We start from the raw sequence: 12699 nt of genomic DNA on the forward strand, positions 1-12699 counted from the left end.
TATCCGCATGCCATCTTTTAACCGACGTCAGCCTAAAGGCAGTTTCAAACTTTTTCCGAAAGGTGTGCGCAAACCGCATTTGCGCGTGGACCCTGACGGAAAGGTTTTGCCGGATCAGCCGGTAAAGCGTGCACGCGGGATTTATCTATTACCCAATGCATTCACTACCGCTGCACTTTTCTGCGGCTTTTATGCGATTGTGATGGCGATGGATCAGCGTTTTTCCCAGTCCGCACTGGCAATTTTTATTGCGATGGTGCTGGACAGTCTTGATGGCCGCGTGGCGCGTATGACGAATACACAAAGTGAGTTTGGCGCGCAATACGATAGTTTGTCAGATATGATTTCTTTTGGCGCGGCGCCGGCATTGGTCGTGTATGAGTGGTCGTTGCGTGGCATGGATAAACTGGGATGGCTGGCTGCGTTTATTTATTGTGCCGGTGCGGCGTTGCGTCTGGCACGGTTTAATACCAATATCAGTATTGTCGATAAACGTTATTTTCAGGGATTGCCCAGTCCGGCTGCCGCAGCCCTGGTCGCTGGATTTGTGTTGCTGATGGACGATTTACATTTTGCAGGATCTGAACTGCGCTGGAGTGCCTGGAGTATTACACTGTTTGCCGGGCTGACGATGGTGACGAATGTTCCATTTTACAGTTTCAAAGACATTAATCTTAAAAAGAGTGTCCCTTTTATGGCACCGTTGCTGGTGATGCTGGTGTATGTGATCGTGGTCAGTGATCCGCCTAAGGTATTGTTTGGATTGTTTGTTCTGTACGGTCTATCCGGTTATGTCGTTCTGTTATGGCGTTGGCGAAAAGGACGTCCGGTCAGCATTATCCAGACGAGTGAAGAGGGGCATCAGAAAAAATAAAATTCTGTTTTTTCTGATGCTATGCCACGTAGTGCCGAACACTGCGTGGCTTTTCTTTTTTTATCAGCATTTAATTCAGAATTTGCTGCCATAAAATCTTGCACTTTTCCGTGTTCGCGCTTATAGTCATGAGCATGAACTTTACAGCCAATACCATCCGTGCAGCATCTTCAGCAGACATGTCTCGTCTGCTAGTGCTATTGGCTTTCCTGCTAGTGCGGTAACGCGCTAAATTCCCCATTCCCACAATTCGAGTAGTCTCCCCACCCGTGTGCGTCTTGCAAGGGCTGGCCCGGGAATATTCAGAATTTTTCACTCAGCACGTTCAGTTTCGGCAAATAACTTCAGGAGAAAATCATGGCAGATAAACTCATCATATTTGATACTACATTGCGTGACGGCGAGCAGTCTCCGGGCGCGTCCATGACCAAGGACGAGAAAATCAGGATTGCGAAACAGCTGGAGCGCCTGAAAGTGGATGTGATTGAAGCTGGTTTTGCAGCCGCCTCTCCGGGTGATTTTGAGGCGATCAAAGCGATTGCGGCAACGATCAAGGACTCCACAATCTGCTCGCTGTCACGGGCAAATGACCGTGATATCGCAAGGGCTGCGGAGGCTTTACAGGCGGCGCAACGAAAGCGTATCCATACGTTCATCGCAACCTCCCCGTTGCATATGGAAAAAAAACTGCGCATGAGTCCTGATCAGGTATTGGAGCAGGCGATTCAGGCAGTCCGCTTTGCCCGGAATTTTACCGATGATGTTGAATTCAGTCCCGAAGATGGCAGCCGTTCCGAGATGGATTTTCTGTGCCGGGTGATTGAGGCGGTGATTAAAGAGGGTGCAACAACCATTAACTTTGCCGACACCGTCGGATATGGTGTGCCAGAGTTATACGGAAATATGCTCAAGACTTTGCGCGAGCGGATTCCGAACTCCGACAAGGCAATCTGGTCTGTGCATTGCCATAACGACCTGGGAATGGCAGTTGCCAACTCTCTGGCAGGTGTGATGATCGGTGGTGCGCGTCAGGTCGAGTGCACCATTAACGGTTTGGGTGAGCGGGCCGGCAATACCGCATTGGAAGAAATTGTGATGGCGGTCCGTACCCGTAAAGATTACTTTAATCTGGAATTGGGAATTGATGCCACGCAGATCGTGCCGGCATCAAAACTGGTTTCCCAGATCACGGGCTTTGCGGTTCAGCCAAATAAGGCAGTGGTCGGTGCAAATGCGTTTGCCCATGCGTCCGGAATTCATCAGGACGGTATTCTCAAGGCGCGCGATACCTATGAAATTATGCGGGCTGAAGACGTGGGCTGGAGTGCGAATAAGATCGTTTTGGGTAAATTATCCGGCCGGAATGCCTTTAAACAGCGTCTGGAGGAGTTGGGGATTGCGCTGGATTCTGAATCTGAGGTAAACGCAGCTTTTGCGAGATTCAAAGAACTGGCAGACCGTAAATCTGAGATTTTTGATGAAGATATTCTGGCGCTGGTTTCCGACGAAGAGCAGGCCAGCGGAAGTGATGTGTTCCATTTCGTATCATTGGCGCAACGTTCTGAAACCGGAGAATTGCCGGCCGCTAAAGTGGTTTTTTCCATGGAAGGGGAAGAAGTCAGTTGCGAGGCTAACGGTAATGGTCCCGTAGATGCGATTGTGAACGCGATTGAATCGCGTGTGAGCAGTGGTGCTGAGTTATTGCTGTTTTCCGTCAATGCGATCACCACAGGAACGCAATCCCAGGGTGAGGTGACGATGCGCTTATCTAAATCCGGCCGGATCGTGAATGGCGTTGGTGCTGATCCGGATATCGTGGTCGCTTCGGCCAAAGCCTATCTGTCTGCATTGAATAAGCTGGAATCTAAAGCTGAGAAACTGAACCCGCAAATTTGATCTGGTTTGATTTTTCATGTTATGATCTCGGGTCCCGTCATTCCGGCGGGATTTTATTTCACGATAGTGAAGGTTGCTGCTGAGGCTTCTGACTCTTGCTATCGCATGTAAAGGAAAAAAATGTCTATCGAAAAAAATACAAAAGCCGCGATTGTTGCGGACAATGCCCGTGGTCAGAACGACACCGGTTCTCCGGAAGTTCAGGTTGCCCTGCTGACAGCGCGTATTAACGACCTGAATGGTCACTTCAAGGCGCACGCCAAAGATCATCATTCCCGCCGTGGTTTGATTATGATGGTTAACCGTCGTAAGAGCCTGTTGTCTTACTTGAAAGCAAAAGATCTGAACCGCTATCGCGCTCTGATCGAAAAGCTTGGTCTGCGTAAGTAATTCTTGCTGAACCTGGCAAAAAATTTATAGTAAAAAGCCTGCGTCAGTTTTCTGTCGCAGGCTTTTTGCTTATCTGAGCGTTATTGATTTTGGCAAAATTTTCGGCAAATCCGCTGAAAATCGGCAAAAAAGCGATCCAGCAGGATTGCTTGTGGTGAGGTGAACGACAGCGCCTGAAAATCTGTCGGCAAAATAGAAAGGACACATTGTGTTTAATAAAGTTACCAAAACCTTCCAATATGGTCAGCATACAGTCACGCTGGAAACTGGAGAAATCGCACGCCAGGCTTCTGGTGCTGTACTGGTGTCGATTGACGATACCGTTGTATTGGCAACAGTTGTTGCTAAAAAAGATGCTAAGTCTGGTCAGGATTTCTTCCCTCTGACTGTTGACTACATGGAAAAAAGCTATGCAGCTGGCCGTATTCCAGGCGGTTTTTTCAAACGTGAAGGACGTCCTTCAGAGAAGGAAACGCTGACGTCACGCCTGATCGATCGTCCGATCCGTCCGTTATTTCCTGAGGGATATTTGAACGAAGTGCAGGTGATCGTGCATGTTTTGTCGGTTAATCCTGAAATTGATCCGGATATCGCTTCCATGATCGGTGCCTCGGCGGCGATCTGCTTGTCCGGAATTCCGTTTAACGGCCCGGTAGGTGCGGCCCGTGTCGGCTATATTGACGGACAGTATGTCCTGAATCCGACAGCGACACAGTTGAAATCTTCCCAAATGGATCTGGTGGTTGCCGGTACCGAAGCTGCCGTATTGATGGTTGAATCGGAGGCGCAGCAGCTGTCGGAAGAAATTATGCTGGGTGCGGTAGTGTTTGGTCATGAGCAGATGAAGACCGTGATTGATGCCATTCATGATCTGGTCCGTGATGGCGGCAAACCTGAAGTGGAATGGTCGCCAGCGCCGAAAAATGAAGCGCTGATTTCTGCTGTGACTGCAGTCGCCGAGCCACTGTTGCGAGCTGCTTACCAGACAAAAGAAAAGCAGGCCCGTACTGAGCAACTGAAGGCGGCAGCGGGTACTGTCAGTGCGGTGTTGGCTGAACAGGCTGCTGCGCAGGGCGTGGCTGCACCTGATAGCGCTGAAGTTGGAAATATTCTGTTTGATCTGGAGTCGAAAATTGTCCGGTCGCAGATTCTCGAAGGTGAGCCACGTATTGATGGTCGCGACACGCGTACCGTGCGTCCGATTACGATCCGTACTGGCGTGTTGCCACGCACGCATGGTACTGCACTGTTCACCCGTGGTGAAACTCAGGCGTTGGTCATTGCGACTCTGGGTACGGCTCGGGATGAGCAGAAGATTGATGCTCTGATGGGTGAATATTCTGACCGCTTCATGCTGCACTACAATATGCCACCTTTCGCTACCGGTGAGACTGGTCGTGTTGGCACACCGAAGCGTCGCGAAATCGGTCATGGCCGTCTGGCTAAGCGTGCACTTCAGGCTGCTTTGCCTGAAGCTGATGAATTCAGTTACTCCGTTCGTCTGGTTTCTGAGATTACCGAATCCAACGGTTCTTCATCCATGGCGTCTGTTTGCGGTGGCTGTCTGGCATTGATGGATGCCGGTGTGCCGATGAAGGCGCATGTGGCTGGTATTGCTATGGGTCTTATCAAGGAAGGCAATAAGTTTGCTGTCCTGACGGATATTCTGGGTGATGAAGATCATCTGGGGGATATGGACTTTAAGGTTGCCGGTACTGCCCAAGGTATTACCGCCTTGCAGATGGATATCAAGATTCAGGGGATTACCAAGGAAATTATGCAGGTTGCTCTGGCGCAAGCTAAAGAAGGCCGCGTTCATATTCTCGGTAAAATGCAGGAGGCTGTCCCAGTTGTTCGCACTGAATTGTCTGACTTTGCACCACGCCTGATTACGATCAAGATCAATCCGGAAAAAATCCGCGATGTGATTGGTAAGGGTGGCGCTGTTATCCGTGCACTGACTGAAGAAACCGGTACTCAGATTGATATCAGCGATGAGGGTGTGGTTACAATTGCCTCTGTTGATGCTGCTGCAGGTCAGGAAGCGAAGCGCCGTATCGAAGAGCTGACTGCTGAGGTTGAGGTTGGCAAGATTTACGAGGGAACAGTACTGAAATTGCTGGACTTCGGTGCCATCGTGCAGATCATGCCTGGTAAGGATGGTTTGCTGCATATCAGCCAGATTGCTAACGAGCGCGTCAATGCCGTTGCTGATTACCTGAAGGAAGGTCAGCAGGTTCGGGTCAAGGTATTGGAGACCGATGATCGTGGTCGCTTTAAATTGTCGATGAAGGCTGCATTGACGGATGGTGAAGGTCAGCAGCAACAACAGCAGCAATAAGCATTATTCCGTATTTCGGATGAAAAGCCTGCGCATTGCGCGGGCTTTTTTTTATTAACATAAAATGTCGTTTTTTCTCAGGAGGCCATCATGCGGGCGATCGAAATCAGTGCTTACGGAGCACCAGAAATGTTACGTCTGTGTGAGCGGGATATCCCAGTCCATCGACCTGGAGAGGTCTTGATCAGGGTGCATGCAGCCGGTGTCAACAGGCCTGACGTTTTGCAGCGGCTTGGATTTTACCCGGTCCCTGCTGGTGCCTCGGATATTCCCGGACTGGAGGTGTCGGGTGAGATTGTTGGCGGAGACCTGGAGGGTTCCGGGTTTGAATTGGGTAGCCGTGTTTGTGCACTGGTGCAGGGTGGTGGATATGCAGAGTATTGCGTCGCTCCATTAGAGCAATGTCTGCGGATACCTGATGGTTTGAGTTTGCTTGAGGCGGCATCGCTGCCGGAAACTTATTTCACTGTCTGGAGTAATGTGTTTGATCGTGCAGGACTTGCGCCGGGACAAACTTTGCTGGTTCAGGGTGGGACTTCCGGCATCGGTGTTGTTGCCATTCAGATTGCAAAAGCAATGGGGCACCGGGTGTTTGTGACTGCAGGAAATGATGAAAAATGCCGTGCCGCTGAAAAACTGGGGGCGGAGCGTGCGATTAATTATAAAACTGAGAAATTTCCGGAGGTGGTGAAAGAGTTGACGGCCGGCAAGGGGGTTGACGTTATCCTGGACATGGTTGCCGGGAGCTATGTTCCCCAGGAAGTTGATTGTCTTGCGGATGATGGGCGGCTGGTGATTATCGCGCTATTGGGCGGCTCTACTGCGCAAGTTGATCTGGGACAGGTTTTGAGGAGAAGATTGACAATTACCGGTTCTACGTTGCGCCCACGTCCTCCTGCTTTCAAGGCTGCCATTGCTGCTCAATTGCAGTCCCGGGTCTGGCCTTTGCTTGAAAAAAAGGAGATTGTGCCTGTCATTCATCATGTTTTTCCGTTGGAGCGTGCTGATCTGGCGCACAAAATGATGGAAGAGGGTGCGCATATCGGAAAAATTATGCTGCAGGTCAGTCCGGTATGAAGGGATGAGTCCGTTTTTCCTTTGATGTGAGGTTCATTTATCGGGTGTCGATTGTCGTTCGTGTCGGTGTTGGTATATTGTCTCCTTGTTTGACCGTCTCCTGTGCGGCGCGATACAATAGACGGTTATTTACATTTGGCTTACTATGCGACGCAAACTTATTGCTGGTAACTGGAAAATGAACGGCAGCTTTGCCGCAAACCGTTTACTTCTTTCAGAAATTTTAGCGGGAATATCGAATACTCCTGCATGCGACATTTTGGTGTGCGCGCCTGCGCCATATCTGTCTCAGTGCGCCGAAATGCTGGCGAAAAGTGCTGTTGCCTGGGGCGCGCAGGATGTATCCGCTCACCCGCAGGGGGCTTTTACTGGCGAAGTGTCGGCGGCAATGCTGGCAGACTGCGCTTGCCGGTATGTGATCATCGGCCATTCTGAGCGGCGCGCATATCATGCAGAATCTGATGAATTGACGGCGCAGAAGGTGTTGCAGGCGTTTGCTAATAATCTGACGCCTGTTCTGTGTGTCGGAGAAACGCTTGAGCAGCGTGAAAGTGGGCAGACGAATTCTGTGGTTGCAGGGCAGTTGCGTGCTGTGCTGGATGTTTTGGATGCGGGGCAGTTGTCGCGTCTCGTTATTGCCTACGAGCCGGTGTGGGCAATCGGTACAGGGAAAACTGCGACACCGCAGATGGCTCAGGATGTTCATGCATTTTTGCGTCAGCAGATAGCCGTCAGGGATGTTGCTGCTGCAAATATTGTGCGTATTTTGTATGGTGGCAGTATGAAGCCCGATAATGCTGCCGAGCTGTTGCGTATGGCGGATATTGATGGCGGGCTGATTGGCGGCGCTGCATTGAAGTCTGCGGATTTTCTGGCGATTGTTGCGGCAGTCTGACTGATGCTGTTTTCTTTTGATTGATTAAATTTTTAGGTGTTGGAATGCAAGCTTTTTTTACTTTGATAGTTGTTGTTCAGGTTTTGTCTGCTCTGGCAATTGTTGGTCTGGTTTTGTTGCAGCACGGTAAGGGTGCGGACATGGGGGCTTCGTTTGGTTCTGGTGCCTCTGGCAGCTTGTTTGGGGCAACTGGTTCTTCAAATTTTTTGTCTCGTTCCACAGGTGTGGCAGCAGTAATCTTTTTCGGTGCAACTCTTGCGCTGGGTGTGGTCGGCTCTGGTAAAAAAGCGGCGGGTGGTGTCATGGATAATTTGCCGGTTTCCGCCAAGCCTGCAACAACGGTTGCGGCTCCTGCATCTGCTCCGGTTGAATCAGGTGCTTCGATAAATCAGATTCCAAAATAAATTTATTGCCCGGTAAAAAAATATTGGATATCCGCAATTGTGCGTTGAACAATGAGGTTAGACATAGTAGAATATCGGGCTTATGCCGACGTGGTGAAATTGGTAGACACGCTATCTTGAGGGGGTAGTGGCGAAAGCTGTACGAGTTCGAGTCTCGTCGTCGGCACCAAAAAAATAAGCCAAAAATTTTATGGCTTGGTCGAGGAAGTGGCTGTTTATCGTGAATGTAAATCAGGAGTAAACAGTGTGCTTCATATGGCGTTCAATTACAGGTAGCCTAACGTGAACCTCGAAAATTATTTCCCAGTTCTTCTCTTTATTCTGGTTGGCATCGGAGTTGGTGTGGTGCCGCAATTGCTGGGGCGGATTCTTGCTCCGTATAAACCGGATTCTCAAAAAACATCTGCATATGAGTGTGGCTTCGAGGCATTTGAAGATGCGCGTATGAAGTTTGATGTTCGCTATTATTTGATTGCGATTCTGTTTATCTTGTTTGATCTTGAGACGGCATTTTTCTTTCCCTGGGGCGTTGCGATGCGCGATCTGGGATGGTCTGGTTTCTTGATCATGCTGGGCTTTGTGCTCGAATTTGCGGTTGGTTTTTGGTACATCTGGAAAAAAGGCGCTCTGGATTGGGAGTGATTGATTATGGCTATTGAAGGTGTATTGAGCGAAGGTTTTGTTACTACGACTGCTGATAAGCTGATTAACTGGACGCGTACCGGGTCAATGTGGCCAATGACTTTTGGTTTGGCATGTTGCGCAGTCGAGATGATGCATGCGGGTGCATCTCGTTATGATCTTGACCGGTTTGGCGTGGTGTTTCGTCCCTCGCCTCGGCAGTCTGATGTCATGATTGTTGCGGGAACTCTGTGTAATAAAATGGCGCCTGCTTTGCGTAAAGTTTATGACCAGATGGCTGAGCCGCGCTGGGTGATCTCCATGGGATCATGTGCGAATGGCGGTGGTTATTATCATTACTCGTATTCGGTTGTGCGTGGTTGCGACCGGATTGTTCCGGTTGATATTTATGTGCCGGGATGTCCGCCGACAGCTGAAGCGCTCATTTATGGCGTGATTCAGTTGCAGAATAAGATTAAACGTACGAATACTATCGCGCGCTGATCGTCAGATTGTTAGGGTAGCCTTTTATTATGACAACCAAATTAGAGAAGCTTGAGGCAGCGGTGGCGTCAGTCTTGGGTGATCGTATTCTTGAGTCGAAGAATGCATTGGGTGAGCTGACTATTGTTGTTGCTCATACTGACTATTTGTCGGTTATGCGTGACCTGCGCGATCATTCGGATACCCGTTTCGAAGAGCTGATTGACCTTTGTGGTGTTGATTATTCCTCATATGGTGATGGTTCTTGGGAGGGTGCCCGCTTTGCGGTTGTATCCCATTTGTTATCGATTGAGCATAACTGGCGTTTGCGTGTCAGGGTTTTTGCTGCTGATGATGACATGCCGTTGGTTCCGTCTGTTTGTGATGTCTGGAATGCGGCAAACTGGTATGAGCGTGAGGCATTTGATCTCTTCGGTATTTTGTTTGATGGTCATAGCGATTTGCGTCGGATTCTGACGGATTATGGCTTCATTGGACACCCTTTCCGTAAGGATTTCCCTGTTTCTGGTTATGTTGAGATGCGATATGACGCTGATCAGAAGCGTGTTGTGTATCAGCCGGTCACGGTTGAGCCGCGCGAAAATACACCACGTGTTATCCGTGAAGAAAATTACGGGATGAAATAATGGCTGAGATAAAGAACTATACGCTCAACTTTGGGCCTCAACATCCTGCTGCTCACGGCGTTTTGCGCCTGGTTCTGGAGCTTGATGGTGAAGTTATTCAGCGTGCCGATCCGCACATTGGTCTGCTTCATCGTGCGACTGAGAAACTGGCTGAACAGAAAACTTTCCTGCAGTCCGTGCCTTACATGGATCGTCTGGATTATGTATCAATGATGGCTAATGAGCATGCTTATGTCATGGCTATTGAAAAGATGCTGGGGTTAGAAGTTCCATTGCGTGCTCAGTATATCCGTGTGATGTTTGATGAGATTACGCGGTTGCTGAATCACTTGCTTTGGATCGGTGCGCATGCGCTTGACGTTGGTGCGATGGCTGTGTTTTTGTATGCTTTCCGCGAGCGCGAAGATCTGATGGATTGCTACGAGGCAGTTTCAGGTGCCCGTCTGCATGCTGCATATTATCGCCCTGGTGGTGTTTATCGTGATTTGCCTGAGCAAATGCCACAGTTCACAACGTCTGCCTTGAAGAATGAAAAGGCAATGCGGCAGATGAATGAGAATCGCCAGGGTTCTTTACTCGATTTCATTGAAGACTTCACAAACCGTTTCCCGGGTTACGTAGATGAATACGAAACCCTGCTGACCGACAATCGTATCTGGAAGCAGCGTCTGGTTGGTATCGGTGTTGTTTCTCCTGAGCGTGCCAAGGCAATGGGTTTTACTGGCCCTATGTTGCGTGGATCGGGGGTTGAATGGGACTTGCGTAAAAAGCAGCCTTACGAAGTTTATGACTTGCTCGATTTTGATATCCCGGTTGGCGTCAATGGCGACAGTTATGACCGTTATCTGGTGCGGGTTGAAGAGATGCGTCAATCGAACCGGATTATCCAGCAATGCGTCGAATGGCTGAGAAATAATCAGGGGCCGGTGATCAGCGGTAACCATAAGGTTTCGCCGCCTCATCGTGTCAACATGAAGTCCAATATGGAAGAGCTGATTCACCACTTCAAGCTGTTCTCGGAAGGCTTCCATGTTCCGGCGGGTGAGGCGTACGCTGCTGTTGAGCACCCTAAAGGTGAGTTTGGTATTTATCTGATGTCGGATGGTGCGAATAAGCCTTACCGTTTAAAAATCCGTGCACCTGGGTACGCGCATCTGCAAGGTCTGGATGAGATGGCAAAAGGTCATATGATTGCCGATGCTGTCACCATCATCGGTACTCAGGATATTGTATTTGGTGAAATTGATAGATAAAGACGTGATTTCGCGTCGATTCGAGGCATTGGCTATGGTGTTATCAGAGCAGGCATTTAAAAAAATTGATCGTGAACTGGCAAAGTTTCCGGCAGACCAGCGGCAATCTGCTGTCATGGCTGCTTTGGCTATTGCTCAGGATGAGACTGGCTGGGTTTCCCCGGAGGTCATGCAGACTCTGGCAGACTATATCGGAATGCCTGCCGTTGCAGTTCAGGAGGTCGCGACCTTCTACAATATGTACAGCACAAAGCCGGTTGGAAAATTCAAAATTTCAGTTTGCACGAATCTTCCTTGCGCCTTGTCCGGTGGTGAGCGTGCAGCACATCATCTGAAACAAAAATTAGGTATTGATTACAAAGAAACTACAGCTGATGGGCATTTCACCCTGGTTGAGGGCGAGTGCATGGGCGCTTGCGGTGATGCTCCCGTGATGCTGGTGAATAATAAGCGTATGTGCAGCTTCATGTCGAATGAGAAAATTGACAGTCTTGTCAATGAGTTGAAAGAGGCAGGTAAATAATGACGAGTCTGCATAATCGCCATATTAAGCCTTTAATTCTGGCAGGCTTGGATGGTAAAAACTGGCATCTGCAAGATTACGTGGCCCGTGGTGGGTACGAATCTTTAAAGCGCATTCTGTCCGAAAAAATCCCGCCTGAGCAAGTGATTGCCGAGCTAAAAGCATCTTCATTGCGTGGACGTGGTGGTGCGGGTTTTCCGACTGGATTGAAATGGAGTTTCATGCCTCGCCAGTTTCCGGGGCAGAAATATCTGGTCTGTAATACAGATGAAGGCGAGCCGGGCACATTTAAAGACCGGGATATTATTCGCTACAATCCGCATGCCCTGATCGAGGGGATGGCGATTGGTGCATATGCCATGGGTATCAGTGTCGGTTATAACTATATCCACGGTGAGATTTTCGCTGAGTATGATCGTTTTGAAGAAGCGATTGAGGAAGCGCGTGCTGCAGGGATGTTAGGTAATAATATTGCCGGCTCCGAGTTCAATTTTCAGTTGCACGCATTTCATGGCTATGGTGCCTACATCTGCGGTGAGGAAACTGCACTGTTAGAATCCCTGGAAGGGAAAAAAGGCCAGCCACGTTTCAAGCCTCCATTCCCTGCCAGTTTTGGTTTATACGGCAAGCCAACCACAATCAATAATACTGAAACTTTTGCAGCAGTTCCATTTATCCTGGCGATGGGTGGTGAGAATTATGCTGCACTTGGTAAGCCGAACAATGGCGGCACAAAAATTTTCTCAATTTCCGGCGACGTGGAACGTCCTGGAAATTACGAAATACCTCTCGGGACACCATTTGCCACCTTGCTGGAACTGGCGGGCGGTATGCGTGGCGGTAAAAAAATCAAGGCAGTGATTCCAGGTGGATCTTCCGCGCCGGTGATTGTCGGCGACGTCATGATGAATACTGATCTTGATTACGATTCCATTGCTAAAGCAGGTTCCATGCTGGGTTCCGGAGCTGTGATTGTGATGGATGAAACGCGCTGTATGGTGAAATCCCTTGAGCGCTTATCATATTTTTATTTTGAAGAGTCTTGTGGACAATGCACACCTTGCCGTGAAGGAACTGGCTGGTTGTATCGCATGGTGCACCGTATTGAGCACGGACAAGGACGTCCAGAAGATCTCGATATGCTGAATGCCATCGCTGATAACATTCAGGGCAAAACAATTTGCGCTTTGGGTGATGCGGCAGCAATGCCAGTGCGTGCATTCGTCAAGAACTTCCGCGAAGAATTTGAATATCACATCGAGCATAAGCATTGCTTGGTGCCCACTTACATGTAA

The 12699-nt window shown here is 49.3% G+C and carries 13 protein-coding genes and 1 tRNA gene; all 14 read left to right on the forward strand.

The features are described from left to right. Positions 1-7: 7 nt before the first annotated feature. Positions 8-874: a CDP-diacylglycerol--serine O-phosphatidyltransferase gene (pssA, locus tag H8K27_RS05850; RefSeq protein ID WP_186862255.1), complete on the forward strand. Its 867-nt coding sequence runs from the start codon at positions 8-10 to the stop codon at positions 872-874. Positions 875-1231: 357 nt separating this feature from the next. Next, positions 1232-2770 carry a 2-isopropylmalate synthase gene (locus tag H8K27_RS05855; RefSeq protein WP_186862256.1) on the forward strand — a complete coding sequence of 513 codons (1539 nt, stop codon included), beginning with the start codon at positions 1232-1234 and terminating at the stop codon, positions 2768-2770. A gap of 120 nt (positions 2771-2890) precedes the next feature. Beyond that, positions 2891-3160, forward strand: coding sequence for a 30S ribosomal protein S15 (gene rpsO / locus H8K27_RS05860; protein WP_176802288.1), 270 nt, complete (start codon positions 2891-2893; stop codon positions 3158-3160). A gap of 208 nt (positions 3161-3368) precedes the next feature. Next, entirely contained in the window at positions 3369-5501 is a 2133-nt protein-coding gene (pnp, locus tag H8K27_RS05865; protein WP_186862257.1) for a polyribonucleotide nucleotidyltransferase, read from the forward strand. Positions 5502-5591: 90 nt separating this feature from the next. Next, entirely contained in the window at positions 5592-6578 is a 987-nt protein-coding gene (locus H8K27_RS05870; RefSeq protein ID WP_186862258.1) for an NAD(P)H-quinone oxidoreductase, read from the forward strand. Between the two features lie 145 nt (positions 6579-6723). Beyond that, on the forward strand, positions 6724-7473 hold the full coding sequence (tpiA, locus tag H8K27_RS05875; RefSeq protein ID WP_186862259.1) for a triose-phosphate isomerase: 750 nt from the start codon (positions 6724-6726) through the stop codon (positions 7471-7473). Between the two features lie 44 nt (positions 7474-7517). Then, the gene (gene secG, locus H8K27_RS05880) at positions 7518-7877 is read left to right on the forward strand and encodes a preprotein translocase subunit SecG (protein ID WP_186862260.1); all 360 of its coding nucleotides are present in this window, start codon (positions 7518-7520) and stop codon (positions 7875-7877) included. Between the two features lie 84 nt (positions 7878-7961). Beyond that, a tRNA-Leu gene (locus H8K27_RS05885) sits at positions 7962-8046 on the forward strand. A 113-nt stretch (positions 8047-8159) separates the two neighbouring features. After that, on the forward strand, positions 8160-8519 hold the full coding sequence (locus tag H8K27_RS05890) for an NADH-quinone oxidoreductase subunit A (RefSeq protein ID WP_176802284.1): 360 nt from the start codon (positions 8160-8162) through the stop codon (positions 8517-8519). A gap of 6 nt (positions 8520-8525) precedes the next feature. Continuing rightward, complete coding sequence (locus tag H8K27_RS05895) at positions 8526-9002, forward strand: NuoB/complex I 20 kDa subunit family protein (RefSeq protein WP_176802283.1); 477 nt, start codon at positions 8526-8528, stop codon at positions 9000-9002. A 29-nt stretch (positions 9003-9031) separates the two neighbouring features. Beyond that, a complete protein-coding gene (locus H8K27_RS05900) occupies positions 9032-9628 on the forward strand; it encodes an NADH-quinone oxidoreductase subunit C (RefSeq protein ID WP_186862261.1) in 597 nt (198 codons plus the stop codon). After that, positions 9628-10881 (forward strand): NADH-quinone oxidoreductase subunit D, encoded by a 1254-nt coding sequence (locus H8K27_RS05905; RefSeq protein ID WP_186862262.1) that lies wholly within the window; start codon positions 9628-9630, stop codon positions 10879-10881. The genes H8K27_RS05900 and H8K27_RS05905 overlap by 1 nt, the downstream gene beginning before the upstream one ends. A gap of 34 nt (positions 10882-10915) precedes the next feature. Further along, entirely contained in the window at positions 10916-11404 is a 489-nt protein-coding gene (nuoE, locus tag H8K27_RS05910; RefSeq protein WP_176802280.1) for an NADH-quinone oxidoreductase subunit NuoE, read from the forward strand. Further along, positions 11404-12699, forward strand: coding sequence for an NADH-quinone oxidoreductase subunit NuoF (nuoF, locus tag H8K27_RS05915; protein WP_186862263.1), 1296 nt, complete (start codon positions 11404-11406; stop codon positions 12697-12699). Before nuoE ends, nuoF begins: the two co-directional genes overlap by 1 nt.

The organism is Cognatundibacterium griseum (assembly GCF_014284195.1).
Lineage (GTDB): Bacteria > Pseudomonadota > Gammaproteobacteria > Burkholderiales > Burkholderiaceae_D > Undibacterium > Undibacterium griseum.

Coding starts and splice junctions, on each gene's coding strand:
- pssA (WP_186862255.1), top strand. CDS start 8: ATGCCATCTTTTAACCGACGTCAGCCTAAAGGCAGTTTCAAACTTTTT.
- H8K27_RS05855 (WP_186862256.1), top strand. CDS start 1,232: ATGGCAGATAAACTCATCATATTTGATACTACATTGCGTGACGGCGAG.
- rpsO (WP_176802288.1), top strand. CDS start 2,891: ATGTCTATCGAAAAAAATACAAAAGCCGCGATTGTTGCGGACAATGCC.
- H8K27_RS05870 (WP_186862258.1), top strand. CDS start 5,592: ATGCGGGCGATCGAAATCAGTGCTTACGGAGCACCAGAAATGTTACGT.
- tpiA (WP_186862259.1), top strand. CDS start 6,724: ATGCGACGCAAACTTATTGCTGGTAACTGGAAAATGAACGGCAGCTTT.
- secG (WP_186862260.1), top strand. CDS start 7,518: ATGCAAGCTTTTTTTACTTTGATAGTTGTTGTTCAGGTTTTGTCTGCT.
- H8K27_RS05895 (WP_176802283.1), top strand. CDS start 8,526: ATGGCTATTGAAGGTGTATTGAGCGAAGGTTTTGTTACTACGACTGCT.
- H8K27_RS05900 (WP_186862261.1), top strand. CDS start 9,032: ATGACAACCAAATTAGAGAAGCTTGAGGCAGCGGTGGCGTCAGTCTTG.
- H8K27_RS05905 (WP_186862262.1), top strand. CDS start 9,628: ATGGCTGAGATAAAGAACTATACGCTCAACTTTGGGCCTCAACATCCT.
- nuoE (WP_176802280.1), top strand. CDS start 10,916: ATGGTGTTATCAGAGCAGGCATTTAAAAAAATTGATCGTGAACTGGCA.
- nuoF (WP_186862263.1), top strand. CDS start 11,404: ATGACGAGTCTGCATAATCGCCATATTAAGCCTTTAATTCTGGCAGGC.